At 41.9% G+C, this 26,519-nt stretch carries 26 protein-coding genes; 15 read left to right on the top strand and 11 right to left on the bottom strand.

The window, feature by feature from the left end; genetic code table 11:
- Positions 1 to 1,197, top strand: coding sequence for a choline ABC transporter ATP-binding protein (gene choV / locus AB4405_RS20605; RefSeq protein ID WP_372062631.1), 1,197 nt, complete (start codon positions 1 to 3; stop codon positions 1,195 to 1,197).
- A gap of 105 nt (positions 1,198 to 1,302) precedes the next feature.
- Here choV and AB4405_RS20600 read toward each other — a convergent pair whose 3' ends face one another.
- The gene (locus AB4405_RS20600) at positions 1,303 to 1,920 is read right to left on the bottom strand and encodes a TfoX/Sxy family DNA transformation protein (protein WP_372062630.1); all 618 of its coding nucleotides are present in this window, start codon (positions 1,918 to 1,920) and stop codon (positions 1,303 to 1,305) included.
- Between the two features lie 261 nt (positions 1,921 to 2,181).
- On the opposite strand from AB4405_RS20600, the gene AB4405_RS20595 reads away from it, so the two are divergent.
- Positions 2,182 to 2,433, top strand: coding sequence for a DUF2999 family protein (locus AB4405_RS20595; RefSeq protein WP_102469220.1), 252 nt, complete (start codon positions 2,182 to 2,184; stop codon positions 2,431 to 2,433).
- Between the two features lie 149 nt (positions 2,434 to 2,582).
- Here the strand turns inward: AB4405_RS20595 and AB4405_RS20590 are convergent, their stop codons facing one another.
- Positions 2,583 to 3,575 (bottom strand): polysaccharide lyase family 7 protein, encoded by a 993-nt coding sequence (locus AB4405_RS20590; protein WP_372062629.1) that lies wholly within the window; start codon positions 3,573 to 3,575, stop codon positions 2,583 to 2,585.
- 302 nt (positions 3,576 to 3,877) lie between these two features.
- Here AB4405_RS20590 and AB4405_RS20585 point away from each other — a divergent pair, with 302 nt between their 5' ends.
- A complete protein-coding gene (locus AB4405_RS20585) occupies positions 3,878 to 4,282 on the top strand; it encodes a helix-turn-helix transcriptional regulator (RefSeq protein ID WP_372062628.1) in 405 nt (134 codons plus the stop codon).
- Positions 4,283 to 4,355: 73 nt separating this feature from the next.
- On the opposite strand, the gene AB4405_RS20580 is transcribed toward AB4405_RS20585, so the two are convergent.
- Positions 4,356 to 4,988, bottom strand: coding sequence for a DUF3299 domain-containing protein (locus tag AB4405_RS20580; RefSeq protein WP_372062627.1), 633 nt, complete (start codon positions 4,986 to 4,988; stop codon positions 4,356 to 4,358).
- 201 nt (positions 4,989 to 5,189) lie between these two features.
- On the opposite strand from AB4405_RS20580, the gene AB4405_RS20575 reads away from it, so the two are divergent.
- The 3 genes from AB4405_RS20575 to AB4405_RS20565 all read left to right on the top strand — a co-directional run bounded on the left by AB4405_RS20575 (position 5,190) and on the right by AB4405_RS20565 (position 9,346).
- Complete coding sequence (locus AB4405_RS20575; RefSeq protein ID WP_372062626.1) at positions 5,190 to 5,576, top strand: thiol-disulfide oxidoreductase DCC family protein; 387 nt, start codon at positions 5,190 to 5,192, stop codon at positions 5,574 to 5,576.
- A 153-nt stretch (positions 5,577 to 5,729) separates the two neighbouring features.
- Positions 5,730 to 6,860 carry a site-2 protease family protein gene (locus tag AB4405_RS20570; RefSeq protein WP_372062625.1) on the top strand — a complete coding sequence of 377 codons (1,131 nt, stop codon included), beginning with the start codon at positions 5,730 to 5,732 and terminating at the stop codon, positions 6,858 to 6,860.
- 230 nt (positions 6,861 to 7,090) lie between these two features.
- The gene (locus AB4405_RS20565; RefSeq protein ID WP_372062624.1) at positions 7,091 to 9,346 is read left to right on the top strand and encodes a peptidase U32 family protein; all 2,256 of its coding nucleotides are present in this window, start codon (positions 7,091 to 7,093) and stop codon (positions 9,344 to 9,346) included.
- Positions 9,347 to 9,508: 162 nt separating this feature from the next.
- Here AB4405_RS20565 and AB4405_RS20560 read toward each other — a convergent pair whose 3' ends face one another.
- Positions 9,509 to 11,338, bottom strand: coding sequence for an ABC transporter ATP-binding protein/permease (locus AB4405_RS20560; RefSeq protein WP_372062623.1), 1,830 nt, complete (start codon positions 11,336 to 11,338; stop codon positions 9,509 to 9,511).
- A gap of 211 nt (positions 11,339 to 11,549) precedes the next feature.
- Here AB4405_RS20560 and AB4405_RS20555 point away from each other — a divergent pair, with 211 nt between their 5' ends.
- Positions 11,550 to 12,254: a glutathione S-transferase gene (locus AB4405_RS20555; protein ID WP_102469219.1), complete on the top strand. Its 705-nt coding sequence runs from the start codon at positions 11,550 to 11,552 to the stop codon at positions 12,252 to 12,254.
- Between the two features lie 119 nt (positions 12,255 to 12,373).
- Here the strand turns inward: AB4405_RS20555 and AB4405_RS20550 are convergent, their stop codons facing one another.
- Positions 12,374 to 13,924 carry a methyl-accepting chemotaxis protein gene (locus AB4405_RS20550; protein ID WP_408063641.1) on the bottom strand — a complete coding sequence of 517 codons (1,551 nt, stop codon included), beginning with the start codon at positions 13,922 to 13,924 and terminating at the stop codon, positions 12,374 to 12,376.
- Positions 13,925 to 14,173: 249 nt separating this feature from the next.
- A complete protein-coding gene (locus tag AB4405_RS20545; RefSeq protein ID WP_372062621.1) occupies positions 14,174 to 15,589 on the bottom strand; it encodes a PLP-dependent aminotransferase family protein in 1,416 nt (471 codons plus the stop codon).
- A 266-nt stretch (positions 15,590 to 15,855) separates the two neighbouring features.
- Here AB4405_RS20545 and AB4405_RS20540 point away from each other — a divergent pair, with 266 nt between their 5' ends.
- On the top strand, positions 15,856 to 16,047 hold the full coding sequence (locus tag AB4405_RS20540; protein ID WP_102469144.1) for a hypothetical protein: 192 nt from the start codon (positions 15,856 to 15,858) through the stop codon (positions 16,045 to 16,047).
- Here AB4405_RS20540 and AB4405_RS20535 read toward each other — a convergent pair whose 3' ends face one another.
- Genes AB4405_RS20535 through AB4405_RS20525 form a run of 3 tightly spaced genes read right to left on the bottom strand, consistent with a single transcriptional unit; the run spans position 16,048 to position 17,840 of the window.
- A complete protein-coding gene (locus tag AB4405_RS20535; protein ID WP_372062620.1) occupies positions 16,048 to 16,386 on the bottom strand; it encodes a hypothetical protein in 339 nt (112 codons plus the stop codon).
- Positions 16,387 to 16,401: 15 nt separating this feature from the next.
- Entirely contained in the window at positions 16,402 to 17,259 is an 858-nt protein-coding gene (locus AB4405_RS20530) for a hypothetical protein (protein ID WP_372062619.1), read from the bottom strand.
- 53 nt (positions 17,260 to 17,312) lie between these two features.
- Positions 17,313 to 17,840, bottom strand: coding sequence for a hypothetical protein (locus AB4405_RS20525; RefSeq protein WP_372062618.1), 528 nt, complete (start codon positions 17,838 to 17,840; stop codon positions 17,313 to 17,315).
- Positions 17,841 to 18,078: 238 nt separating this feature from the next.
- Here AB4405_RS20525 and AB4405_RS20520 point away from each other — a divergent pair, with 238 nt between their 5' ends.
- The 3 genes from AB4405_RS20520 to AB4405_RS20510 are packed head-to-tail and all read left to right on the top strand — an operon-like array spanning position 18,079 to position 19,833.
- Positions 18,079 to 18,561, top strand: a complete 483-nt coding sequence (locus AB4405_RS20520) for a CsgE family curli-type amyloid fiber assembly protein (RefSeq protein WP_372062617.1) — start codon at positions 18,079 to 18,081, stop codon at positions 18,559 to 18,561.
- Positions 18,562 to 18,572: 11 nt separating this feature from the next.
- Entirely contained in the window at positions 18,573 to 18,983 is a 411-nt protein-coding gene (locus AB4405_RS20515) for a curli assembly protein CsgF (protein WP_102469139.1), read from the top strand.
- A gap of 10 nt (positions 18,984 to 18,993) precedes the next feature.
- Positions 18,994 to 19,833, top strand: coding sequence for a CsgG/HfaB family protein (locus AB4405_RS20510; RefSeq protein ID WP_372062658.1), 840 nt, complete (start codon positions 18,994 to 18,996; stop codon positions 19,831 to 19,833).
- Positions 19,834 to 20,010: 177 nt separating this feature from the next.
- On the opposite strand, the gene AB4405_RS20505 is transcribed toward AB4405_RS20510, so the two are convergent.
- A complete protein-coding gene (locus tag AB4405_RS20505) occupies positions 20,011 to 20,688 on the bottom strand; it encodes a LuxR C-terminal-related transcriptional regulator (RefSeq protein ID WP_372062616.1) in 678 nt (225 codons plus the stop codon).
- Between the two features lie 402 nt (positions 20,689 to 21,090).
- The gene (locus tag AB4405_RS20500; protein ID WP_372062615.1) at positions 21,091 to 21,651 is read right to left on the bottom strand and encodes an HdeD family acid-resistance protein; all 561 of its coding nucleotides are present in this window, start codon (positions 21,649 to 21,651) and stop codon (positions 21,091 to 21,093) included.
- 325 nt (positions 21,652 to 21,976) lie between these two features.
- Here AB4405_RS20500 and AB4405_RS20495 point away from each other — a divergent pair, with 325 nt between their 5' ends.
- The 4 genes from AB4405_RS20495 (at position 21,977) to AB4405_RS20480 (ending at position 26,086) form a co-directional block, all read left to right on the top strand.
- Entirely contained in the window at positions 21,977 to 22,960 is a 984-nt protein-coding gene (locus AB4405_RS20495; protein WP_372062614.1) for a potassium channel beta subunit family protein, read from the top strand.
- A 564-nt stretch (positions 22,961 to 23,524) separates the two neighbouring features.
- Positions 23,525 to 24,025: a toxin-activating lysine-acyltransferase gene (locus AB4405_RS20490; RefSeq protein ID WP_372062613.1), complete on the top strand. Its 501-nt coding sequence runs from the start codon at positions 23,525 to 23,527 to the stop codon at positions 24,023 to 24,025.
- 260 nt (positions 24,026 to 24,285) lie between these two features.
- Entirely contained in the window at positions 24,286 to 25,743 is a 1,458-nt protein-coding gene (locus AB4405_RS20485; protein WP_372062612.1) for a glycosyltransferase family 2 protein, read from the top strand.
- A 61-nt stretch (positions 25,744 to 25,804) separates the two neighbouring features.
- Positions 25,805 to 26,086, top strand: coding sequence for a hypothetical protein (locus AB4405_RS20480; protein WP_372062611.1), 282 nt, complete (start codon positions 25,805 to 25,807; stop codon positions 26,084 to 26,086).
- Positions 26,087 to 26,519: the final 433 nt, after the last annotated feature.

The following is a 26,519-nucleotide window of genomic DNA, read 5'->3' as shown; positions in this document are numbered from 1 at the left end:
ATGAGCGCAATTAGTATTCGTCATCTAGACGTTGTGTTTGGTCGTCAGGTGGAAGCGTCGTTTTCGATGCTCGATGATGGTAAAAGCCGTCAGGATATCATTGATGCGACGGGTGATATCGTTGGTGTTCATGATGTGAGTCTTGACATTCAACGCGGTGAAATTTGTGTATTAATGGGGCTATCTGGTTCAGGTAAATCAAGCTTGCTCCGCGCAATTAATGGACTCAACACCGTCAGTCGTGGCTCATTGAAGATAGAAGATGAGGGGCAAACGATTGACCTTGGGAATTGCGATGCTGGCCAGTTACGCCATCTGCGCACTAACCGCATTTCGATGGTATTCCAGAAATTTGCTTTAATGCCTTGGCTCTCTGTACTTGATAACGCAGCATTTGGTTTGAAGATGCAAGGTATAGGCAAGGCGGAGCGCCGGCGTCGTGCAGAAGAGCGTTTGGAAATGGTGGGTTTGGCGGAATGGAAAGACAGTTTTCCGCATGAGTTATCAGGCGGCATGCAGCAACGAGTCGGCCTCGCTCGCGCTTTCACAATGGATAGCGATATCTTATTAATGGATGAGCCTTTCTCTGCACTCGACCCGTTGATTCGCAGCCAACTCCAAGACGAGTTGTTGGCGTTGCAGCAAAAGCTCAATAAAACCATTGTCTTTGTAAGTCACGATTTAGATGAAGCGCTCAAATTAGGCAATAACATTGCCATTATGGAGTCGGGACGATTAATTCAACATGGTAAGCCTGAAGACATTGTCCTTAATCCAAATACAGAATATGTCGCAGAGTTTGTCGCTCACACCAATCCACTAAACGTCTTATGTGGTCGTTCGTTAATGACCGAGGCTGATATGTTATCATCTGAAAATGGTCAGCTTGTTTTAAATCAGCATGAGCAAACCTATATTGGAACGAATGACGCAGGGCAAGTGACGTCGGTAACGCGTCAGGGTAAGTCGTTACCTTTGCAGCAATGGCAAGAAGGGGATTGCTTTGAAACGTTGCAACAAGATAATCAGGTGATTACCAGCCCCGATGTTTCGATGCGCGAGGGTTTAGAAATCCGGTATCGTACAGGACAGCCTGTTTTGCTGGCAGAAGATGGAGAATTGGTTGGAGTATTGGCTGATAATGATTTTTACCATGCCTTGCTTGGTAAGCATTTTACCCCGCCTATAACCGCTTGATGAGCCAGGCGGCGAAGAGGCTACTGTGCTCTTTGCCGCAGCTCATACTGATGGTTTGATGAATAGAATCAGCTTTAGTCTTGGGCTCAAACAGAAGTCGGGCTATTAGACTATGGCACTGTCTACTCCCGCTTCTACTGAGAGTGTTTTCTTGACGGTGTCGGGAATAATACTCCAATGGATACCTTCTAAAGCACCAGCGATGGAATATAAAAGCGTCGCTCCAGGGTGTTTTTGCTGTTGTTGGCATATCGCACGATAAGCATCAACTGGACCGGTCTGGCGCAGTTCTTCTATTGAAGTTATCCCCGCTTTTCTGAGCATTCGTTCTGTTTTGTACTGCATGTTAGGCAAATCTTTGATTCGGGTAGGGGTCGCCTTAATTCGCTGTTGCTCCACGGCTGCATCCCATATATCACCGCATAGAGTAGCGATATGAAGTGTATGACATGCGAGGTCACTCGGGATCTCGTAATAGTTAGTTAAACCGGGATAATTTCTTGTTAAAGAATGCCAGTTAGATTCATAGGGTTTGTAATCAAGCGCTTCAAATGACTGCTTATAGTGGCTATTGACTGCCCTGACATAGAGCTTGTCGCCCTTAATTAGTGCAAACATAATACCTTGTGAAAGGATGCCTTTCCCGCCAAAAACCGACCGAATAGTCAGAGTTTCCAGTGTAGTGTGCTTGTTTAGGGTATCTACAAAGAATTCTAATTGCATGTTCATCTCCTTGAACGCTTCTAAGAGCCGCTGTTGTGCAGTATCAATAGTATCTCTGAACTAGATTGCATTTATTATTCCAACTTTTCGAATGACAGTGGAATTTCTTATGGTGATAAGATTTATATCGGTGAGAGCCATGATACGAAGCGCTTCAAACCGAGCGAAAACGTAGCGTGGTTAGATAAATTGCTACACAGTAAGCAGGGGAGTGATAGAATGATTGTCGATTTCATTTACCTGATTATACAAGGCAGTACCATGAACCCGATTCTTGCTATCCTAAAAGAAAACAATATCAGCGACGCTCAAATTGGCGAACTGTTTCAAACGTTAACTGAGAACCCACTTGCTGCAATGGCTACAATTGGACAACTTGGACTTCCTCAAGAGCAGTTACAGCAGTTGATGGGACAGGTTATGCAAAACCCAACACTGATTAAAGAAGCAGTGGAAGAGCTAGGGCTCGATTTCTCGAAAGTTGAAGCAGCTAAAGCTCAGTTAAATAAATAACGAATACTCGCCGGAACCGTTATAAAATAAAAGTTCCGGCGTTATTCATTTAGCAATGAACCGCATTGATGTTATCCATAGTTGCTAAGCTGATTACTCGTTATTAAGCTAACGGTTCGTTGTTTTCGCTAGCTTGGTATGCTTCGTGACTAATGTTCAAGTGCAAGCTTATAAAAGCTTGTTTGAGCGTAATCGCCTGCCTCCATACCTTCATTTTTACAACGAACTACGCCAGTACTGCACTGATTGTATGCGCCCGCTTTGAAGAAGAACCAATCATTTTTGTATCCAGCATCGTATTTATTGCCTAAATATTTTCCCTTAGAAAGATCCATAGCGAAAGAACGAGTAACTGGCGTTTTGTTATCGAGGTCTTTCGTGAATTCTAGGTACATGACATCACCGACAACGTGGACATCATAAGAAAAAACTTCACCGAGTTTTATACCATCGGTTGGGTCGTTGTGGCCAAATCGTTGTTTAGCTTGCCCGAAAACATTATGCGAGATGTCTAATCTACGATGATAATCCTCTGCTAATGCGTTGTTTTCATAATTCCAGTAAACAGAGCCAAACTCATGGTCAGGAAGTTTGCGATAGAATATTTTTAACGGCTCGTTGGTACCTGCATGAATCTGGCCAATCACAACGGAGAAAGAGTCATTGTGTCGGTGATCGCCACTTTGACTGACATGATCGACAGAAAGCGTTGCGCTCATCCGACCTCCAATAGCGCCGTATTTTTCCGCTTCTGGGTGTGAAGCTAAGACAAAGTTATTTTCTGGTTCGTATGGACCAATGTCATGGTCATCAGCAATCAAGGCATGTAATTCCGAGCGCGCGTTACTTGAGTTTGGCGTCGTCATTGCTTTATTCGGTGCCACGAAGACCATTGCTCCAGAGCTAACATCGGTATAAAACCAGTCCTTGTTGGTAAAACCCTTATTAAGCTCGGCTTTTGATATCTCCATGACTTTGCCTTTCCGCTCTGGTTTATCGTCTTCCATTGGAATCACGATTTTCCAGTGGGTTAGGTCAAAATTGTCTGATGGAGCTTTGGTCGAATCAAGGTTTGCATAGAGACCACTTGAAAAAGTAGCGGTGACGATTAGGCTAAGGATTATTCTATTGCGTGGTTGCATATTATTTCTCTTGTTATAAATGAACGGCTGTCATGCCGGTGGTCTTGGTTTGGGGTAACGGGTGGACAGCATCGTTATTTAAGTTACCTGTGAACTATTATTCTTGGAAATGAGATTAATGGATAACCATAATGCACTTTTAGAATAACCAACCTAGATTTCGACCACTTATTGATAAGTTTGATATAGGTGGTATTAGGCAAAGCGACAGCGACGGATATTCGATAGAGCAATATTTTCTATCGGCTAAATCTCTTGTGACTAATAGCGTTGATTCTTGTGTTATTCACGCATTGTTTACTATGGCAATAGCAAACTATATTCGTCGTGCATCTCCAAATGAACTAGCAAATATTATTTCGTTTCCACACGATATCGACAGGATAGCGAACGCCATGAGAATGGATATAAGCAAAAAGTGGTCAGCAGAAGAATTATGCCAATCGATAAATATGACTTTTTCCCAATTACAGCGAGTGTTACATAAAGAAAATATTACGTTTAGTCAATTGTTGAAAGTCATCAGACTTAAGTACTCATTACGCTTGCTCTATAGCGGAGAGTCAATCAAAACAAGTGCGTATTCGAGTGGATTCTATTGTCCAAATTACTATAGTCGTGTGTTTAAAAAATATTATGGTTTTAGCCCTAGTGAAATAAGAAAGAGTAGGGCGTTATCCTTAATGGTTCCTGAAATGACGTCTTAAGACTACGGGCCTTGGTGATGAGCCCTTCTTGCCTTAGTTGCGACGTTTAGCACTCAATACGGCGAGATAATGGTTATTGGTAGGGTTCAATCTTGTTCGCTACCATTTGATATGACGTCGAGATGTTTGTTTCGCCATCTGATAATTGAACGCTGTTGTTTGACGCTTCAGATTGTAGGGTGCCTTCAATCCAAATAGGGGTATATAAACCCTCAAACTCGAATCCTTTAGGGTAGTGAACCAGCACGATTTGGTTGGCGGGTGGCGGTGGTGTATGGATACACGCTCCGGCTGTTGGTACGAGTAAAAATTGAGTGACAATGTTATTGTCAAACTCTAAGGGCACGATATAACCAGGAAGCCTGCCATCCTGACCAATGAGCGCTTCGTTAATGGACTGTAAAGCCTCCGCGTGTTGCGTCACCATGTTTTCTCGCTGCTTAATCAGCGTGAGAATATCAATATTATCTCCGCTAAAACGCATGAGAGCATCGATGTAGCTTTTGCTATCCTTATCGCTAGCGTCCGCTTGTTGATATTCCATTATGGTCATCAAGTTGTAGCGCTGCTCAGGCGAAAAAGAAAAAAACGGGTCGACAAACTGTTTCGCGCTTTCTGGCAGCAAGGTGTTCCAATCCCATATTTCTTTTGCCTTTAAGGGCGCACTACCAATTAAAGCGCATAACAATATAAGTATCTTGAACACGTTTATTCCTTACTAAGCGACGTTGGGACGATGTTGATAACATTTTTTGCGTTACCTTGTATCGTATTCGAGTTGGTGCGGCCTATAAGGGCGCTTTGCGCGGTATGGTATAGCCGATGAGCAGTCTGGATCAAGCATCAAGGATCCAAGTTCAGCATTAAGCGTACAATAGGAAAGCATCAGGAAACGAAGAGGCGTATTATGCAGCAACTAACCATTTTTTTTGACGGCACGTGCCCACTGTGTAAGCGCGAGATGGGCTCTCTAACAAAGCACGATCGCCACAATCGAATTCGCACGGTAGACATCTACAGTGACGCGTTCAAAGATTTCCCACATGTCGATGCTCAAGCGGCAAATACGATCTTGCATGCGCTCGACCAAGACAATCAGCTTTTCCTTGGGCTAGATGCCACTCATCAGGCTTGGAGCCTGGTTGGAAGAGGGTGGATTTATGCACCGCTTCGTTGGCGTGTAATCAAGCCAATAGCCGATAAGTGCTACCTTTATTTTGCTCGGAATCGTTACCGCATTTCTTTTTGGCTTACTGGCAAGTCTCGCTGTGACAATGGTGTGTGCTCCCGTTAGTTGAGGTAGGAGCGTGGGTAAATAAAAAATGTGACATAAACTGTGGCGGTATTTTTCTCCTTTCATAGCGCTGCAAGAGTCAGACCTGTATATTAATGGCCACTGTTCGTGAGGCATTATTCGTCTTCAGCTATTTAATTTAAAGAGATCACATTGGAATTATTAAACATTGACTGTTTAGGCAAGTCACTTCGCCTTGAAGGTTCTATGGCGGGTTGGCAACAGCTATTTTGGGGTGATGACGTTGTTTCGGTCATCCAAGCTTCGACAGAATATGATGGGATCAAAGAACACCAATTTGAACTCTCGACTCAACCGTCAGCAGAGCTTCAAAGCTCTGACGGCACTGCGCAGTCGGTCGCGGCTCAAACTATCACGGTACGACTCGTGACCGATTTAAAATGGCAGCCATTTCATATTCGCTATCAATTGTTTGTCAATGATAAGCAGATAAACGATGGGGCTCGAAACAGCAAAGATATAGAACAACAAACCCCGGTTACGCCAATCAAAAAGCAAAATAAACTCAGTGTTATTGGGCTGGCTTCCTTAGGTTTTAAGTTACTAAAAAGCGCTAAGGTAATAAAAGTGGTGCTGATGGGGGCCAGTGTCGCGGCGTATTCTTGGCTGTTTTCATTCCAGTTTGCGTTGGCGCTGATTGCTTGCTTAGTTTTCCATGAATATGGTCATATCCGCGCTATGAAGTACTTCGGAATGAAAACCAAAGGGATCTACTTAATCCCTTTTATGGGAGGTCTGGCGCTCAGTGACGAACGAATCAATACTCGCTGGCAAGATGTCGTGATTTCAATCATGGGGCCGACGTTTGGTTTATTGATGTCCCTCGTGTCTCTTGTTGCTTATTGGATTACTGGCTCAGACTTTTTTGCGGGCTTAGCGGCCTTTAATGCCTTATTGAATCTCTTTAATTTGCTGCCAATTTTGCCTCTCGATGGTGGGCATATTCTGAAAAGTATCAGCTTTTCGATGAATTCATTGGTTGGGTTGATATTGTGCATTGGCGGTGCCGCATTTGGCGTTTATTTGAGTTACACCTTAAACCTGACACTGCTTGGTCTAATGCTGTTAATTGGTAGTGTGGAAATTGCGTTTGAATGGCGCGCTCGTCATCACAGTCATTTACTGCCATTGGACAAGTCGGGGCAAATTGTTTCGACGGTTTGGTATGTGATGACCGTTGCCAGCTTGGTGGGCATTATTTGGTATCTAGCTGGTACTGGCAATGACATGCTGGGCCTTCCGTTATTAATCTTACAAAGCTAGACGTTTGATATTACGTTAGTATTTATCTCATCAATCCCCCATTGACTCGACTAGAGTCAGTGGGGGCCCGCCACCCTTTCCCCATACTTAACTCGTCTCACCTGTCTCCCAATTAACATTATCTTAATTGTTTTTTTACATCATCGTTATCACGAGTGGTAATGAGAGTGTGATCTAGGTAGAATACGCCCTCAAAAAAATGACAAGTCTAGCAAGTGAGCACCTTCGAAATGAGCAGAAAAATTGAGTTATTAGCCCCAGGCGGCGATGTAGAAGCTATCAAAGCAGCAATTGTTGCCGGAGCCAACGCGGTTTATTGTGGATTAGATACCTTTAATGCTCGTAACCGAGCGTCTAACTTGTCACTTGATGAGTTGAATGGCGTCATTCGCCTTGCTCATGAGTACGGTTGTGAGGTTTTCCTGACACTGAACGTGGTACTTCTAGAATATGAAATTAAGACCATCGTTAAGCTGCTTAACCAATTAGTGAATACCAAATTAGATGGCATTATTGTTCAAGACTTAGGTTTGTTTGACTTAGTGAAGAAGCATTTCCCATCACTCGATATTCATGCCTCGACTCAGCTAACCACGCACAATGAAGGTCAGATTAAATTCTTATCTAAGATTGGTGCCACTCGCGTGAACTTGTCCCGTGAGCTTAATCTTCCTGAGATTAAAATGTTGACGGAAGTCGCGCACGACCATGATGTCCTAACAGAAGTTTTTGTCCACGGTGCGTTGTGTATCGCGTTCTCTGGCCAATGCTACTCAAGCTCAGTCAGCGTGGGTAACTCGGGTAACCGTGGTCGTTGTAGCCAAGCCTGTCGTGACGAATATGAAATCACAAATGCCGGCAACAAATACCCGTTGAACTTGAAAGACAACTCGGCTTATTACGACCTTCCGGAACTAGTGGATGCCAAGGTAGATTCATTAAAAGTGGAAGGCCGCATCAAAGGCGCACACTATGTTTATACCGTGGTGGATACATGGCGTAAGCAGATTGATAGCTTTGTTGAAAAAGGGCTGTTGATCGAAGATGACTCTAACCTGCATAAAGTTTTCAACCGTGATTTTACGAACTCTTTCTTGAAGGGCAACCTGACCAAAGATATGTTCATTGATAACCCACGTGATTACAGCTCAATCTATGCCGTTGAAAAAGCAACCGAAAAGAAAGGGGCTATTTCAGTGGTGCAGATCCAAGAAGTGAATCAAGAACTGCATGTCGAGAAAAACGCATTGGGTAAAGAGATGCGTGAAAAAATTGAGTTCTTAGACATTCGCAAGACGCCGGTTACCTTGTCATTTAGCGCAAAACTTGGTCAACCTTTAACGGTTACCGTCACGTCAGACAAAGACAGTTTCGTCGTCATGTCTAAGTCGATTCTTTCTGTCGCGGGCGAAAAATCGATTACTCAAGAGTTTTTACAAAAACGTTTTAAATCTTTGAAGAGTGCTGTTCATACCATCGAGCAGTATGATTTCTCTGAACTCGATGCTGATTTATCTATCCCGTTCAAAGAGGCTTCGGTCATTAAAGATGAGATTGACTTCATTTTTAACGGCTCTGTAGACGTCATTAAACATGTTGATGTTCCAGCCCTAGAAAAACATGCCAAGGTTAACGAGAAGCCAGCGTTATCAATGTTGATTGCTGACGAAAGTGATCTTCACCTATGTGACGTGACAGACGCCGATGTCTACTTCAAATTACCAGAAAGCTTCAAAAAGCGTTGTAACAAGTACATCGATATCCTAGCCGCTAACCCGCGTCTTATCCCGTGGTTCCCAGCCGTGTTGATTGGTAAAGACTACGACGAAGCCGTTCGTGTGTTAGAAGAAGTGAAGCCGGCGCGCATTGTCACTAACAATACCGGTATTGCATACAAAGCTTACGAAATGGGGATTGAGTGGGTAGCGGGTCCGTTTATGAATACCACCAACTCTCATGCGTTGATTACGCTAAAAGAAGAGTTGAATTGTTCCGGTGCGTTCATTTCTAATGAAATCAACCACGGGCAGATTCGCAACATTTCGCGTCCAGAAAACTTCAAATTGTTCTACAGCATTTATCACCCTATTTTGATGATGACGAGCAGACAGTGTTTCTTCCAGCGTACCGTGGGTTGTAACAAACCGTCAATTGAAGCGGGTTGTATGCTTAAATGTGAAAAAGCGACGACGATTACTAATGTTAAAGGTATCTCTTTCGCTGTTGATAAGCAGAAGGGTGGCTACCCAAGCATCTATAACCATGAGCAATTCTTAAACTACGATATTGTTAATGACTTGTCTGGATTGTTTGACGAGTTCTTTATCGACCTGACTAACATTGGTGCGGGTTCAAAAGAGCAACAAAATAAAGTTGAACTGATCAAACACTTTGAAGGCTTGCTGAATGGGGTTGAGGGTTCTCAACAACAATTGGATAGCTTAGTCGAGGTCAGAACGAACGCTCAGTACGTTCAAGGTCTGTAACCTCCAACTTCCATACTGGTAGCTCGTGTGTTTAGGGACGACAGTAAAGGTGAGTCAGTACATTTAACATCGGCCGATTTTTAAACGTACTGATTGAAAAGCCACTTATGCCTTCGCGGATAAGTGGCTTTTTTTATGGTTCAATTCGCATCGATGCGAGGGTTAGCGCGCCATGTGTTTAAACTGTAATTCAACAAGTCGCTGATACAACTCGCAGCTCTTCAAGAGCGAGGTGTGGTCACCAACGTCAATCAATTTTCCGTGTTCAAGCACCGCAATGTTGTCGGCATGCTGAATGGTAGAGAGTCGATGAGCAATGATGATGGTGGTTCGGCCTCTCATTAGCTCTTCTAACGCCTGTTGTACATGGTGTTCACTTTCGCTATCGAGTGCGCTGGTGGCCTCATCAAGCAGCAGTATGTTGGGATCTTTTAGAATGGCGCGCGCGATGGCAATCCGTTGTCGTTGACCGCCGGACAATCTCACCCCCCGTTCGCCCAGAAAGCTCTGATACCCCTCAGGGAGCTTCATAATAAACTCATGAGCGTGAGCCTTTTTTGCAGCGTCAATGACTTGTTCATCACTGGCTTGTGGGTTGCCATAACGAATGTTATGAAAGACATCATTGCTGAACAAGGCAGGTTGTTGTGGGACCAAAGCCATCTGCTTACGCAGTTCATGGGGATCAAACTGACGAATATCGACACCACCTAGCGTTACTTTCCCTGATTGAGGGTCATAGAATCGCTGCAACAGCTCAAATAATGTTGTCTTGCCTGCACCAGAAGGGCCAACAAGGGCGAGTACTTTGCCTTCTTGTGCGGTTAAGCTGAGGTGCTGTGTCGCTGCTTGGTCTGGGCGGGAAGGGTAGTGGAACGTCACCTCATCAAATTGAACTTCCGCTGATAATCCTTGAGCTGAAATGGCCTGCTGAGGAGGCGCAACAATGTGGCTTTCAACCTGAAGGATCTCAATTAGCCGTTCAGTGGCTCCTGCCGCGCGTTGCAATTCACCTAATACCTCAGAGATGGTGGCCAGTGATGAGGCAACCATGATGGCGTAAAAGACAAAAGCCCCAAGATCACCCGCAGACATAGTACCGTTGATGACATCACTGCCTCCTACCCATAACATGCCAGAGATTGCACTGAACACGATGACAATCACGCCAGAGATCAAAATCGCTCGCTGCTTTACGCGTTGACGACCAATCTCGTAGGCTTTTTCAACTTCCTTGGCGAATGAATCGCGTTCTTGTGCTTCATGGCTGTAACTCTGTACGGTCTTAATGTGCTCAATGGCTTCTCCTGCGTAGCTGCCAACGTCCGCCATCGAATCTTGGCTTTGACGAGATAACGCCCTAACACGACGCCCGTACATTAAAATAGGTATCAAGATAAATGGAACCGAAGCCAATACAATGAGTGTCAGTTTGATATTAGTGGCAAACAGCATGATGATTGCGCCAATACACATAAGCGCACTGCGCATTGCCATGGAAAATGAAGAACCAATAATGCTTTGCAGCAAGGTTGTATCGGTGGTGATACGCGACATAATATCGCCGCTACCGTTGGTTTCGAAATAACTAGGATGCAGCGTTATCACGTGATTGAACACAGCAAGGCGAATATCGGCGCTGACGCGTTCTCCTACCGATGAGACCAAATAAAAACGAAAGAAAGTACCAATGGATATGAGTACCGTAACAACGAGAATAAAGGTGATGGCGCTGCCCAGATCTTGTAGTGATTGTTGCGAGAACCCCTCATCAATGAGAAGCCTAATACCATGGCCTACTGACAAGGTCAGAGAGGCAGTCAAAATCAATGCGACCAGCGCAGTGACGACTTTCCATTTATAAGGGCGAACGAAGGCCATTAGTTCAAATAAGATACCGAGATTTTTACTTTTCTTCTCTATCGACGGCCCTTGTGCTGGCTGTTCTTTTCTTGGCGGTACCGATGCGTCTGACGTAGGATTGGGTTGCATAAAAACGCCTTAAATGGGTTCATGTTAACTAACACGACAGAATTTTAGCTGACGCACGCTTAACTCGCTAATATAAATCGAGTTATTGATTATTAAGCTATTGGGGTAAGTGGACTTAATCACAACCTTTTGGTGCACAGAAAGGATTGAGTTTTGTCTTTTCAAATGAATGTCAGTTATATTGACGTATAGCCTACCAATATTCATTACTATGCTTCCAACCGATTCTTCACCACCTATTCTTTACTCTTTGCAGCATTGCCCGTATGCCATGCGTGCTCGAATCGCGATATTTAAGTCGCAGCGAGATGTGTTGATACGAGCCATTAAACTCAACAACAAACCAGAAGAGATGTTATCTGCTTCACCAAAGGGAAGTGTACCGGTGTTAGTGGTGAATCAACATGGTGCTAGCGAAGGTGGAGTCATTGGCCAAAGTCCTATGGTGATAGAAGAAAGTCTTGAGGTGATGATTTGGGCGCTGGCGAAAAATGACCCACAAGATTTGATACATAATGAGCAGCAAGGTGCGTTGCCAACGATGGTTAGGGAGATCAGTCAGTTTGAACATGCCTTTGTCCCTGCAATGGAGGCGTACAGTTGTGCGAAGCGTTACCATGACGATAACCTGAAAGAATGTAGAGAGGCATGCGAGGTCTATTTAGCTAAGTTAGAACAACGCTTAAACAGGCATACTTTTTTATTTTCGGATCGTGAAAGTTTACTTGATATTGCCATTATGCCTTTTATTCGTAAATTTGCGCGCATAGAGCGACAGTGGTATTTACAAAGCCCTTACCCAAAGCTTCGTGCTTGGTTAGACGGTTATCTGCAAAGTCGAATGTTTTCTAAAGTGATGGCTAACCATGAACTGTGGCTTGATACAAAAACGAATGTCTTCTTTGGGAATGAATAGTGAGACTGAACCAGACGTCAATATACCGGTATACACTAAACTGTGATGCGACATATTAACGTTAACGCTAAATATATTGCATCACAGCTAACGAATACTGCACTTTTACGCCATGGCTTTTAACTAAGCTTAAAAAATGTGAGTTGTTTCTTAAGGTCTTTGGCAGCGGTTACCATTTCTTGTGTTTGAGAAGCGAGAAGCTCACTAGATTCACTTATTTGAGACGCTGAAAGGTGAATAGTTGAGACGTTTTCGCTCATGTCATTGGATACAACGCCTTGTTGTTCTGCCGCCGCCGCAATTTGCACCACCATACTGCTCGCTTTGTTGAGTTCCTCAACCATATTTTTGAAGATAGCTTCAGTTTTCTGGATGCCGTCAACAGTATCCGTTATGCTCCGATTGTTTGCATTTATAACCGAGACTGCATCACTTGTGTTGCTATTCAGCTCATTAATGGTTTGCTGAACTTGGTTCGTTGATGCTTGGGTTCGACTTGCTAAATTCCGCACTTCATCCGCTACGACAGCAAATCCTCGACCTTTTTCACCCGCTCTAGCGGCTTCTATGGCGGCGTTAAGTGCTAAGAGGTTTGTTTGCTCCGACACCTCTTGAATGACTTGGACTACCTCACCAATGCTATCTACCCCTTGTTTTAATGCATGCATTAAAGCAGTGGTTTCATTGATAGAAGCTGAGATAGAAGAGACATCACATACCGTTGATTGCATGCTTTTACTGCCTATTTGAGCTTGTTGTGTTGCATGGCCTGTCATTTCAGCGCTTGTCTCGGCATTGGTTGCCACATCATTAATGGTCGCTGACATTTCGTTCATTGCGACTGACAGGTGTTCCAATTGTTTATTTTGCGAAGCGATACTATGGGCGGTTTCTTCGCTACTTGATGCGATATTACTTGATAACAAACCGGCTTTGTTAGCCGTAGTTTTTGCGGTTAATAACGTATCTCTTATCGTCGATTGCATTTGGTCTAACTCAACACTGAGTTGTCCTATTTCATCACCTCGATGTTGTTTTATATTGCGAGTGAGATCACCCTCTGCAATGGTTTTGAGATTTTTCAGCAGAACGTCTATAGGCCGAATTACACTATTACTAATGAAAAAACTCGCCACAAATAATAGACTAACCGCAATTAATGTCGTGAGCGATTGCTTTAGTATATTGGTCAAAAATGCAGATTCAATATCTGAAACGAATAAGCCTGAGCCAACAATCCAATCCCAGTTTTCTATATAACTAACATATGATATTTTGTCTAACAGTTCGCCTTCAGGAGACTTCCAAGTATAATCGAGAAACCCCGATTGTTTTGTTCGTGCTATCTGAGACATTTCTTGCCAATGATATTTGCCCGCACCGTCTTGCACTTGACTCATGTCATTACCGACATTGTTAGGCCTTAATGGATGTAACACTAAGTTGTTGTTTGAATCCGTAATCCAAAAATAATTACTGCCTTCGTAACGAAGGTCACCCAGTGCACTGAGCGCTAGAGCTTTGGCTTCTGATTCTGAAATATCTTGATGATTCTGAAAGTGTTTAACTAAAGAAAGTGCCGTCTCTACTTGGTGTTGGAGTTTTTCCTCGCGTTCATTAAGTTGTTGCTCTTTTTGGACAAATAGATTGAAAAGCCCAATAGTCAATATGAGTGCAGCACAGCAAAAAACTAAGAGTTGTAACTTCAATTTTATAGATAAGTTTTTTATTGACACGAGATATACCGAAATTTATTCAATTAAAAATTGAGCTTATTAGAATAAACAGTGATAGCAATATCATTCTCATGATTGCTTGTTATAATCATATATCTACCGTTTTCTTCTCACTATAAAATCACTTTGTTGAAAAAAAGACCGTCGTTGGGTGTTTTCCCATGTGGTTGGTAGGCGTGGAGGTTATTTTTTAATACGTTCTTTAATTAAGATTCCTAAACGATTTATGGCACTGACAATAGTCGTAGACATTTCATGTGAAGCATTTAATCGAAAACAGTGATCGAACTGTTTGTTGGTTGCAAACATTTCGCCTGGCGCAATGCTGATATGCTCTAACAGAGCCGTCTTGTAAAGCTCGGTTGCATTGACGTAATTGGGCAGAACGACCCAAATGAAATAGCCTCCAGTCGAGTAATAAGCATGAGCGCCTTCAGGCAAGGCTGCTTGCAATAACCGCCACGTTTGGAATTTTCGTTGCTCTAGCTTTCGTCGCAATAGGCGCAAATGACTTTCGTAATGTCGAGTTGATAGATAATTCGCGAGGGTCAGTTGGACAGGTGCACTGGTCGATAAGGTACTCATCAGTTGAAGCTTTTGAATTTTTAATGCTTGGCTCCCTGCGGCGACCCAACCGATACGAAAGCCTGCGACGAGTGATTTGGAGAATGATGAACAGTGGAGCGTCATGCCTTGAGTATCAAAGGCTTTGGCTGGTAACGGCTTATCACCGCCATAATATAACTCGCTATAAACGTCGTCTTCGATTAAATGGACGCCGTGGTGTGTAAGGAGTTCAATTAGCTTCTTTTTTTTCTCATTCGATAATGTAAACCCTAACGGGTTTTGGAACGTCGTCATCAACCAACACGCTTTAACGGGATGGGTTTTCAATGCATGCTCCAATGAATCGAGGTCAATGCCGTCTTTGGGGTGAGTATTGACAAAGAGCGCGCGTAAATTGAGACGCTCCAACGATTGTAGTGCGCCATAAAAGGTCGGAGATTCAACAATGACCCAGTCACCGGATTTTGTCACAGACTGCAGGCTTAAGTTCAAGGCTTCTAATGCACCGGCAGTAATAACAATCTCGTCAGGGTTAATGTTCATCCCTTGGAGGGCATATCGCTTTGCTATGGTTTGTCGCAAGATTTCATTGCCTGGAGGAAGGTTATCTAAAGCATAGGAGGTGGGCATAGTACGGGCGGCGTGCATTAAGGATTTGTTTACCTGACGGTGTGGATAAAGGTTAGGATCAGGGTAAGCAAAACCAAAATTGATGACGTCACTATTACGGCTAGCTTGTAAAATATCAAACACAAAATCGTTGATATCAACACTCTCTGACGCTTGAATACTCCTTTGAATGCTTGGTATGGGTACATCTTGAATTTGGGGAGCAACAACATACCCAGAGCGTGAGTGTGATACAACCCATCCCTGACTTTCTAGTAATTGATAAGCATTCATCACGGTCATTAGGCTCAGCCCGGATAACTCAGTTTGTTTTCGTAGAGAAGGCAGTTTACTGCCTATTTCCCAAACATTGTTTCTGATCTGGCGTTTGATTTGCTCAGCAAGCTCAATATATTTAGCCAATGGGACCTCTATACGGGCACATAAATCGATATTATAGCTTGAACTATCTAACTGTTATATCTAAAAAATGGAAATCTGTATCTATTATAGTTTGATGATTCACTGTTATTATTGCCCGTGTAGAGAAGCGATCTTAACAACGATGCAACTAAGATTCATGTTGGGTCTGTCGTGATAAGTATGTGCAGTAAGTGGAGGTCAAGAGGTGTCACGGATACTTGATTTCATTAATAATGTTCGAGTCAAACTCAGTAGGGAATAAGCTAATGACGAGTGTAAACAAACAGCTAAAACTATTTGGTATCGCAGGCGTGATCGCCATATTGAACATTGGCGCGCACCTGTTGGGTGCGAAGATGTTCATTGATTTACCAATGGCTGAAATAACGATGGCGTTGATTCCTGTTGTCATGATTGTTTTGTGCATTGTAGGCTTCAAAATGGCTGATAAAGAGTGATCAAATGTGTGTTTGAACACAATCTTGGTAGATTAAAAACTCTGACTGATGGGTTTTGCCGTATTCGAAGACGTGAATGGGAAACTGTTCTTGGGTTAAGGTTAGGCGGGATTTGCTGGCAGAATGCACAGTGTGTTGGATGGTAGAACCGGTTGCTGTGACAATGACAATGGTAAATTGTCGCTCTGTAGTTCTGAAATCAACAATGTTAGAAGATGGCTCCATTTGGCAGGTGACGGAGAGGCGAGGTAAAGGCTCGTTAGCGCTTGGGGCGGCGTAAACGATGTTGGAGTTGATGAGAATAAGAGCGGCAGGGAGTGCCGCTCTGAAGATACGCATACTATAAACCACGTATTAGTCTTGATTGATGTAAACAGTAGAACCGTTGCTTCGAGTGACTTGTACGTTAGCAAGATCATTATGATTTTGGATAGTTGTTACAGTGTTTCCGCCAGTACTAAATAAACTAACCTCAGCGATGGAGTCGCTTTGAGTTTGGCTGATATAAACGGTGTCGCCCCAAGAGTCATATAGATCAACGTCAGCTTGGTTATCGGCGTCGTTTGCGCCATTACCTTGGGATATTAAGACTGAAGAATCGTACGCCCAATCAGTCTCTACATTTGCTTCGTTGTTCACACCTGTTTGCGTGATGGAGATTTGATTACGGTGCGAATCTTCCATATCAATATCTGCATCGTTACTATCGCCAACTTGGGTAATTGAAGCGGTATTTCTATCAGACCTCGCCATGTCAAAATACGCTTCGTTTGTATCACCGGTTTGTGAAATTGAAGTAGAATTTAGATCAGAGGAGCCTACGATTTCTATATCAGATTCGTTGTTGTTGCCGATCTGGTTAGACCATACAGTGTTACCATCCGATTTGTCATCAACATCAATGTTGGCTTCATTATCATCGCCAGTTTGTAACGCAGAAATTGTGTTTCTATCAGAACGCGCCGTTACTTCGACACTGATGTCATTTCGGTCTCCATCTTGATAGATGTAAGATGACCCACCGTCAGCACCCTTATAGAAAACGTCAACTTCATTGTCACTCGCTACGCCGGACGTGATTTGTTGCACGCTAACACGAACATTATTTGCACGGTCTAATTCAACGTCCGCGTCGTTATCCCATACGTTTGCTGCTTGTGCATTAAACGATAAAGCGACGACAATTGCTGTAGCTAAAGTTAATTTTTTCATGATAGATTTCCTTATTGTCCTTTCCGACACTATTTATCCCATTTTTTGGGTTATTATTTTCCTTGGGTTAGCGAAATATTCGCTGATAGACCATTGTTGATGATGAGTAGCTCACCTCCGTTTTGTGTAAATGACAGCGTATTCTCGACCTGAGCCGTATTCTTCACGTAAGCGATGTTGCCGCAGTCGTTTTGTGTAAGTTCAATATCTGACTCATCGGTACCTGTTTGAACGATAAATGCAGCGTTATAGCTGCCGTCTTGTACAATAGTGGCCGTCTTGTCGCTGCCGAGTTGTGTTGTTGCTGCGATATTGACTGTTCCATGTTGGCTAATGTCACTGGTATTATTACTACCGTGTTGAATGACATAGGCCTTATTTTTTATCCCGGTTTGTTTTATCGTTGCGATATTAGGTTCAATGACGCCAGTGTCATTAATTTGATCCACAACCACGGTTCCTAGAATGGACTCTTCTAGTATCACGGTTGCTTGATTTTGATAATTATGATTGGCCGAATGGGTAACCGTTGAAAAAAAGATAACCGTCAACATAAGCCCAATCGTCGATCTGGTTTTCATCGTATACCTCAGGTTGTTAGGTTTATATTATTATCGACCTTTGCTAGTGGGAATATCTATAAACTATATTGAGTTTTTAAATACGATTACATCAGCCATAGTTTACAGATATATCGTGCTTGTAAACTATTTTATGATTATGAAATGCAGAGTTGATGTAAATCAAAAATTAATGCTTTACACCATGAGTTAACAAGGTAATTGTTTATTATTGTCATGTGATGATAAGGAGCAAAATATGTTGTTTAACTGGGTGTTTTTATTATCAGTTTTTTTTATTTTACTTCCTATCTCAGGAGGCGCTAAAAGTGAAGGGGCTTCTAACGACACAAGTATAAAAATTGAAAAGGAACTTAGTGATGAAAAACGATACGCCACATCGTATAAAAAATTCAATGAAATAAACGGCGTCATTGTTGATCAAACGATGACGCGATTTGGAGAAGATTTTTATAAACCATTTTCGCAATTGATGAATGCTCGATTTGAAAACCTAGAAGTTAACTTGACGGTAAAAGAGCGTCCAACCGCTCTGTCCGGTAGCATTATTTCGGTAATTCATAGAAATACAGTGATATTTAGAACCGCCATCACGCCAGGTAGGAAAAAAACAGAGTTAGAAGCCCAAAGGGCCGTAAGTGTGGTGAGTAGACATATCGATAAATGGGAAGTTAACGAACGCTTCATGGATAGGTTTGATATAGCTCGTGATGAATTCTAAGGAAGGAAGATATGAAAGGCAAGCTTGCAACCATTGTAGGGATATGCGCATTGAGTCTGAGTATTCATGCTACGGGTTCTGAATTACTTTATGAGCCCGTAAACCCCAGTTTTGGTGGTGATCCCTTAAACACCACCCATTTATGGAATCATGCTAACGCGATTAATGACTATGAAGATCCTGATAGTGAACTGTATAGCTATGAGGAAGAAAGTGCCTTAGACAATCTAGCCTCAAGTTTAGAGTCACGACTCATTAGTCAACTGTTGGCCGATATTGGTAATGGCAACACCGGGCAACTTGAAACGGATGACTACTTTTTAAATGTCGTGGACAACAACGGAACGTTGACGGTACAGATTGTCGACAAAATATCCGGTGAGTCATCTGAAATCATGGTCAGTGGGTTAAACCCAGATTGAGGCAAATATGATGAAAAATATATTAATAGTATGTCTGTCGTGTTTAATGATGGCTTGCAGTAACGGATTATCGATGCCCGACATTGAATACCAACCTCAGCTCATGCAAAGAAGCTCAACGTACACTGATTTGGTTAACTTACCCGTTCCTCAGGGACGAATATTAGTGTCCGTGTACGACTTCCGTGACCAAACTGGGCAATATCGTGTGTATCCCGCAAGCAGTTTTTCTACGGCGGTTCCTCAGGGTGGCACAGCGTTGTTAACAACGGCTTTATTAGATTCTAAGTGGTTTATTCCTCTAGAGCGGGAAGGACTACAAAATCTTTTGACAGAAAGAAAGATTATTCGAGCGGCTCAAGACAAAGGCACTCAATTGGCGAATCACAAGAAACATTTACCCTCACTGAATTCTGCTAATATCATGATTGAAGGCGGAATTGTTGCTTATGATTGGAATATAAAAACGGGTGGTGTAGGCGCTAAGTATCTTGGTATTAGTGCAGCAGGCGAATACCGAGCAGACCAAGTTACGGTTAATTTACGCGCAGTTGATGTGCGCACAGGAAGAATTTTATCGAGTGTGACGATTAGTAAGACCATCTTTAGTCATGAGTTGTCGATGGGGGCTTTTCGGTTTATTGACTATCAAGAGTTGCTAGAAGCAGAGCTAGGTTACAGTAACAATGAGCCGGTTAATATTGCACTTATGTCAGCCATCGATGCTGCGGTCATCCATCTGGTGCTTGATGGTGTATCAAAAGGATTATGGAAACCAAGTGATGTGGCTAGTCTTAAAGCAAACCCTGTCGTAGCCAAATATACCAATCAAACTCGTGAAATATTGTAGTGTTACTTCAATATAAAGTGAGTACTATAAATATAACATCCGATGTAAGCCTCTATAATCAAGAGGGCTTTATTTGAAAATGACAATTGAACTCAAAAGAAGATTAAGCGATATTGGCTTGCTCTTCTTTTGGGTTTAATTGTGACCAGTTTACTTAAAATCGCCCTAACAGCATCGCTAAACGGTTTTTTCGGGAGCTTCGTAATCAACGTTCTCACCAAGCCACAGCATAGCTTGTACTCGGTTTTTAACATTGATTTTTTTAAAGATATGGTGCAAGTGCGTTTTTATCGTATTTTCGCTTACAAAAAGATATTCGGATATTTCAAAGTTTGATTTTCCTTGTGCAACGAACGACATAATTTGTTGTTCTCGCGTGGTCAAAATTTGAAATGAACGAATACCTTTCACTTTGTAGTCTTTACGATACAACGTAATAAGTTGCTGTGATAACTCTCGAGTGAACCACATTTCGCCAGATATTATTTTGTCGATGCCTTTAAATAGAGTATCTATTGAATCGGATTGATAGAAAATACCACTTAATGAACGCCACGCGTTCAGGTCTTTAGGTTTTACTTCAGGTGGGCAATTAATGATAATTTCAGGCTTTTGTTTTGTATTAGTGTCTGCGATTTTCTTTGAAATTTCCGGGTGACGAATCATTTCATCATGATCAATGATGATGATGTCGACACTGTGCTCTGATTCGTTACCGTTAAATTTATTGTAGAGTGAAATAGGAGATAGGTGAATTAGCTTGATGTCGGAATTTTCAGTTAATAAATTTTTCAATGATGTTGATTGAATGTTTCTTTGAGTATAGAAAACGCCATGAAAACGATTGCTTTTCATATTTATTCCTTTAAATATAACGCTCGGTTGTTTCATCATAGTGTAAACGATGTGATATATCTAAAATACCATGTTGATATGTTAAAAAGATTCCACATAACTATTGATAATCTAATTGGTTATATAAAATACATATATTTAACATTTATAAGTGTTGGGTTTGGTTATTAAATGGATATTTATGTCGTTTTTTGATTTCCTATTGCTTTACTTAAGAATAAGGCAGAGTGTAAAAATGATAGGCGAACTTTGTTTTTGTATGGGATCATGGCAATCGCAGGTGTGAGCGATTGCCAATTTGTTTTAGGTCATAAAATATATGGGATGCTAGATGAAGTAGGCACTAAAGTTCATTACACTTATCACGTATAATGAACTTTAATGTTATTTCTGTCTCTTCTATTACATCGACTTTTTTATCTTTAAGCCTATGAAAGTAAAGCCAATGCCCTCTATTAGCAACGATATACCAACAAAAGTACCTAACAAAGTCGTCGAGAAGGCTGGGTCATCCAGCAGCATGAAGAAGTAACCGCCAATTAAAACGGATAGAACACCGCTGAGTATAATCACGTTGCTGCTAGGTAAACTACGATTGCTCAAGCCAAACAAGATACGAGTTAAGCCGTTCAATATCATCACGATAACAATCAACATGGTAATGGTGACTAATCCTGCTAGTGGCTTAAATACAATGAATAATCCGCCTACTAGATAGAGTAGGGCGCTCAGTACATACCAGAGTTTTTCGTTCCATGTATGAATGGAGAAGGCGTGATAAGCTTGCGCAATACCACTGAACAGTAACACCACACCAACGACGGTTGAGATGGTGACCCCAGCAAAAATGGGCAAACTGATCGCTCCAACTCCGGCTAGCGCAATGACAACGCCAACGACGACAAAATATTTCCAACCTTTGGATAAAAAATTAGATTGCAAAGAAGAATGACTGTTATCCATCCGATACCTCTTAGTTAGGAATGTATTCCTACCTAGTCTAGTGTAAGAAAAACGTTTGACACATTTCTCTACGTCAACATGGCTAAGGATTTTTTGCGCTGATTTCCTTGGCGCCGATTTCCTTGGCGCTTAGTGACTTGGTTGCCTAGTAGCTCAATTCTTTTGTCATCTAGTCGCTACAGAATATGTAGCAGGCAGCACATTAATCTATTCTGTTGTCAGTATTATAATATCAATATTAAAAAACCACGTGTCCAATCGAGGCTTGTTTCATGGAGTCGAATGAAAAATAGTAGCGTGACACGAAAGTAACAGAGGAAGGGAAATGAAATACAGACGTATGGGTAGCACTGGCTTACAACTCAGTGAAGTGGCGCTAGGATCTTGGGTGACGTTCAATAAGCAAGTAGATTTATCCGCAGCAAAAGAAATCATGCAAAAGGCGTACGATGCAGGCATCAACTTTTTTGATAATGCAGAAGGGTACGAAAGCGGCGAGAGTGAGCGCTTGATGGGACAAGCAATTGCAGAGCTTGGGTGGAGCCGAGATAGCTTTATCGTCTCTAGCAAAGTCTTTTGGGGTGGGGACAAGCCGACACAACGAGGTCTCAGTAGAAAGCATGTGTTTGATGCGTGCCACGCCGCCTTAACGCGTTTGCAAGTTGACTATCTTGATTTGTATTTTTGTCATCGCCCAGATGTTGATACGCCAATTGCGGAAACCGTACGAGCGATGCATGATTTAGTCAGCCAAGGCAAGGTGATGTATTGGGGTACGTCTGAATGGAGCGCACAACAAATTACCGAAGCCTGGGGCATCGCAAAAGCGGAAAACCTCATTGGTCCTTCAATGGAACAACCACAGTATAACCTTTTAGTTAGAGATAAAGTGGAAGCCGATTATCGCCCACTTTATGGGTTAATGGGTCTTGGAACCACAGTATGGTCACCGTTAGCGAGTGGACTTTTGACCGGGAAATACCTTGATGGGGTACCGGAAGATAGCCGACTTAATCTACCTGGGTATGAATGGCTTCGAGATATTTTGGTGGGTGAAGACAACAAGCTAGATCAGATTAGACGTTTGAATGTGTTGGCGGAATCTCTGGGTACTCCGTTACATTATCTGGCATTAAATTGGTGTTTAGCGAATGAAAATGTCAGTTCAGTGATACTGGGTGTGTCACGTTTGTCACAGTTAGAAGATAACTTGGAAGCGATAGCGCACCGCGATTTGGTCACGCCAGAGGTCATGGCTAAAATTGATGCCATTCTTGACAATAAACCTGCTGGGCTAGAGCGCTTTTAATCGATAAGCAAACGGTCCGCTGCAGATGTAACCAGTGTTGCTCTCAGTGGACAATAAAGTTTGAGCTCAAATGTGCCTTTTCAAGTTATTCATAGCCATTAAAAAGATGAAGCTTGACCATTTTGGAGGCACATTGCTTCCAGTAGGCTACGGAAGTAACATTAAAGGTTGTTTAAACCCCTATAGGTGTAGTCCCCATTTTAATGGTTAATATCTAAGATTATGTGGGTGAACTGAAAGAAAGCATGGTTCTTATAGGAACTGTGTTTTCTTTGCTGATTAGGATCGGACAGGGGCGATAATTAACTGATGTAGCCCCCGATCAGATTATAGCTTCTTGAAATGGTACCGTCGATTCGAGCAACAAAGCCCATTCTAGTTGACCACTACACATCGAACTACGCAACATAACCGATAAGTGTCTCGCATGAGGGTGGAATCATTAATTTCATCAACACATTTTATTGCGTTGTGACACGAAAAAAAATCTAGTAAAGGTGTAATTATTTTATTCCTAATTTTTAATAGAGGAAGTAATAAATAACAGTGCCTCTGTAGGTTGTAATGAACAAAACTTCTGTTTCTTTAGTTAATAGTCAAATTTCCTGGCTGCCTTATGGGCCTTTGTCAAAGGCAGAAGTAATCCATGAACTAGGGCAATTTTTAGAGGTAATGGCCAAATGTGCCAAACGTAGGGAGCTTAATCTTGCTTCATTCCTCCATTGGACAAAACCAGCAGTAATTCACAGGCAATACAAATTCTTAAAGCTATCAAGTGACATTGGATTTACTGGATACGTTATATGGGCTTGGGTTGATGATTTAACGCTATCTCATTATATGACTCAGCCTAGATTTTCACTTAAACCAATGAATTGGAATGAGGGAAGAAATCTAATTGTTGTTGATTGGTTTGTTGAAAAGAATAGGGCAAGTCAGTTTAAGGAGCTATATAAGTATGTAATGACGTCGGCGAAAATAAGTAGAAGTGAGATCAATGTTTGTATTCGAGACGAACAAGGAAATGTCATCAAAACGAATAAACGGAGTGTTTATGGCTGCTGAGTTCCTGAAAACACATAAGTGTGCTGAAAAATAATACTCCTTATGTTGATAAATACTTGCCGAAAGAGTCCTTTTCTTTGTTTGATACATACAAAATAAAAGGCGCTGAAATCGTTTGGATTAATAAAGATCTTATACAAGAGTATGGAATTGGACTTGATGAAAATGTCATTAAAAGTAAGTTGATCGAGAACTTTAGTTACGTGCCGAAGGGTTATGCCAAGAAAAATTGAATTATCACTAATGACAAAAAACAGGTTATGGCTGATCAGTACGGTTCTCGACATGAAATATGTAATGGTGGCAGTGCAAGGTGTGGGCTAAATGGCCATTTTCAAATTAAAGGAATTGGGCGTAACCTGTTAGTTGCTACAAATATGTCTGAAAGCCATTCACACGGTAAGTTGTTTATCGATGAAGCGGCAGCCCTCGGTTTCGATGTTAAATCTGTAGGGTTCCCTTTGCGAAAAGCTAAATATTCATCCTTTACCATGCTTCAGGGCCACTTGCATACAAAGTACGACTATCAATCTGTTAGTCTACTTATTAAGTTTTTTATCATAAGTGAGATAATTATGATTGATGTGATAGAAATAATATTAATTGCTACATCTTTAGTGTCATTTATTACTACGCTTGTTTTGTTTGGATGTTACAAACTTGGAAAGTCGAACGGTAAGAATGACGACGACCCAACAGTCTCTGTATTTTTACCTTTTTATAATGAGAACAAAGAGCATTTAGTATGTGCCTTAAACAAGTTAAATGAACAAAATTATTCAAGTCGAATTCAGGTAATTATCATTGATGTTGGCTCGACAAACAATGCAATAACTAGACTTAAAGAGTGGATTTCTGATACCGAAGTAAATCATGATTTCCAGATTGTAGAAAGAGCGGTTAATGGCGGGCGAAAAGGCTTTGCCTTGGCTACTGGAGATGTGTATGTCGTTGTAGACAGCGATACCTATATCGAACCCAATGGAATCTATGAACTGCTCACTAAGCTTTGGTCTGATGAAAAGTACGCCGCCGTCTGTGGTTATATCACTCCGGAGGACCATAAAGACAGCTTTATCGGGAAACTACAACATTATGATCATATAAGCTTTTATGACGCAATAAGAGCCGCGCAAGACAAACTCGGCAGTGTTCCAGTATTAGCAGGAGCCTTTGTCGCTCACCGAACTTCAGTAGTGAAAAAGTTAGGGGGGTGGCGCGAATGGTTAGTCGAAGGCATTACTTGGTGTTTGAAGGTAATATCAAACGGTTATCGAACAGGCTATGCACCTAAAGCAAAAGCGACTACGCGGTGCCCTACTGGTGCAAAGGGCCTGTTTAATCAACGCCGACGCTGGGCTTGTGGACGAGTAGAAGCTTATGTGGAAGCTTGGAATACACATTGGATAGCTGGCTTGTGTGCATCTCCTTGGTTTCTATTCACTGCGGCACAGTATATATTTCCATCTAGCATTATTTTATTTGGATTCATGGTAGCAATGGGTATTTGGATTCCAATAGTAATCGGTGCGGCCAATATAATGCTCTATTTTTTGTTGGTGCAGTCTTATACAAGGGACTTTAACTTACCTTCTGATTTATCAACTCGTCAGGTATTCAACGCACCAATATATTCCGCCATATTAGAAGCAATTACTTGGCTGCCAAGCTTACTTGGTTACTCTGATGAAATTCTAGGAAAGAAAAAAGCTTGCTAACAAGAGAGTTTTTATGAGCGCAGTACTCTTTTACTGTAATTTAAATATAAGGAAATAACTTATGTATAACTTAAGTGTTGATGAATTATCAATGGTTGATGGTGGTGGTGATGGTAGCGTAGGGACTATTGTAGCTAATATCGGCTGTGGGATAGCAGGAACAGTAGTTGGCATAGCGTCGAGAGGTGTGCAAGCAGGGACTGCTGCCGGCATTTTATGCTCTCAAATGGTCAGTAATAGTGCTAGTGCTAACGGCAACAGTGGAAGTAATGGTCGAGGTGGAAGTATGAGTATGAGTAATGTTCAGGGTAATGCAGGCTTCGCAGGAGGTCGAGGGTTATAACTTATAAATATTCCCACTGACATATTGTGGGAACAATTTATGGAGACCGTATGAATATTGTCATAATTGTGATGCTGTTCTCTGATACTTAGATATAAAAATTCCTTCACGCCGAGAAGGTGTGGAGGATGGGAATAAATGCAATGAAAAAATGTCCTTCATGTAAAAATAATGTTAATCTTTTGGGGCTGTTAATTGGTTCCAAATTAGATAAAAAATTTAAGTGTTCCAACTGTGGTTTGAGCTTAAGTATTTCTAAATGGTTTTATCTGTACTTCATGCTACCCCCATTTATTGTTTGGCTATTAAATGAATGTACTGATCTAGGTTGGTTATCTGTAATCACAGTCTCCTTTGTTTTGTCGATGGCTGTCGCATATTTATCGTTAGCTTTGTCTGTTATTCAAAAGTAAATTTCTAGGTAAGTAATGAG

The organism is Vibrio sp. 10N.261.51.F12, assembly GCF_041471725.1.
Taxonomy (GTDB): domain Bacteria; phylum Pseudomonadota; class Gammaproteobacteria; order Enterobacterales; family Vibrionaceae; genus Vibrio.
The sequence above is the reverse complement of the archived record's forward strand: the minus strand, read 5'-3'. Positions and strand labels throughout refer to the sequence as shown.

What these genes read in the sequence shown, in the direction of transcription:
- choV (WP_372062631.1), top strand. Translation starts at nt 1, where the DNA reads ATGAGCGCAATTAGTATTCGTCATCTAGACGTTGTGTTTGGTCGTCAG.
- AB4405_RS20595 (WP_102469220.1), top strand. Translation starts at nt 2,182, where the DNA reads ATGAACCCGATTCTTGCTATCCTAAAAGAAAACAATATCAGCGACGCT.
- AB4405_RS20530 (WP_372062619.1), bottom strand. Translation starts at nt 17,259, where the DNA reads ATGAAAAAATTAACTTTAGCTACAGCAATTGTCGTCGCTTTATCGTTT.
- AB4405_RS20525 (WP_372062618.1), bottom strand. Translation starts at nt 17,840, where the DNA reads ATGAAAACCAGATCGACGATTGGGCTTATGTTGACGGTTATCTTTTTT.
- AB4405_RS20590 (WP_372062629.1), bottom strand. Translation starts at nt 3,575, where the DNA reads ATGCAACCACGCAATAGAATAATCCTTAGCCTAATCGTCACCGCTACT.
- AB4405_RS20535 (WP_372062620.1), bottom strand. Translation starts at nt 16,386, where the DNA reads ATGCGTATCTTCAGAGCGGCACTCCCTGCCGCTCTTATTCTCATCAAC.
- AB4405_RS20575 (WP_372062626.1), top strand. Translation starts at nt 5,190, where the DNA reads ATGCAGCAACTAACCATTTTTTTTGACGGCACGTGCCCACTGTGTAAG.
- AB4405_RS20600 (WP_372062630.1), bottom strand. Translation starts at nt 1,920, where the DNA reads ATGCAATTAGAATTCTTTGTAGATACCCTAAACAAGCACACTACACTG.
- AB4405_RS20480 (WP_372062611.1), top strand. Translation starts at nt 25,805, where the DNA reads ATGTATAACTTAAGTGTTGATGAATTATCAATGGTTGATGGTGGTGGT.
- AB4405_RS20515 (WP_102469139.1), top strand. Translation starts at nt 18,573, where the DNA reads ATGAAAGGCAAGCTTGCAACCATTGTAGGGATATGCGCATTGAGTCTG.
- AB4405_RS20510 (WP_372062658.1), top strand. Translation starts at nt 18,994, where the DNA reads ATGAAAAATATATTAATAGTATGTCTGTCGTGTTTAATGATGGCTTGC.
- AB4405_RS20500 (WP_372062615.1), bottom strand. Translation starts at nt 21,651, where the DNA reads ATGGATAACAGTCATTCTTCTTTGCAATCTAATTTTTTATCCAAAGGT.
- AB4405_RS20495 (WP_372062614.1), top strand. Translation starts at nt 21,977, where the DNA reads ATGAAATACAGACGTATGGGTAGCACTGGCTTACAACTCAGTGAAGTG.
- AB4405_RS20540 (WP_102469144.1), top strand. Translation starts at nt 15,856, where the DNA reads ATGACGAGTGTAAACAAACAGCTAAAACTATTTGGTATCGCAGGCGTG.
- AB4405_RS20560 (WP_372062623.1), bottom strand. Translation starts at nt 11,338, where the DNA reads ATGCAACCCAATCCTACGTCAGACGCATCGGTACCGCCAAGAAAAGAA.
- AB4405_RS20490 (WP_372062613.1), top strand. Translation starts at nt 23,525, where the DNA reads ATGAACAAAACTTCTGTTTCTTTAGTTAATAGTCAAATTTCCTGGCTG.
- AB4405_RS20520 (WP_372062617.1), top strand. Translation starts at nt 18,079, where the DNA reads ATGTTGTTTAACTGGGTGTTTTTATTATCAGTTTTTTTTATTTTACTT.
- AB4405_RS20505 (WP_372062616.1), bottom strand. Translation starts at nt 20,688, where the DNA reads ATGAAAAGCAATCGTTTTCATGGCGTTTTCTATACTCAAAGAAACATT.
- AB4405_RS20485 (WP_372062612.1), top strand. Translation starts at nt 24,286, where the DNA reads ATGGCTGATCAGTACGGTTCTCGACATGAAATATGTAATGGTGGCAGT.
- AB4405_RS20585 (WP_372062628.1), top strand. Translation starts at nt 3,878, where the DNA reads ATGGCAATAGCAAACTATATTCGTCGTGCATCTCCAAATGAACTAGCA.
- AB4405_RS20555 (WP_102469219.1), top strand. Translation starts at nt 11,550, where the DNA reads ATGCTTCCAACCGATTCTTCACCACCTATTCTTTACTCTTTGCAGCAT.
- AB4405_RS20565 (WP_372062624.1), top strand. Translation starts at nt 7,091, where the DNA reads ATGAGCAGAAAAATTGAGTTATTAGCCCCAGGCGGCGATGTAGAAGCT.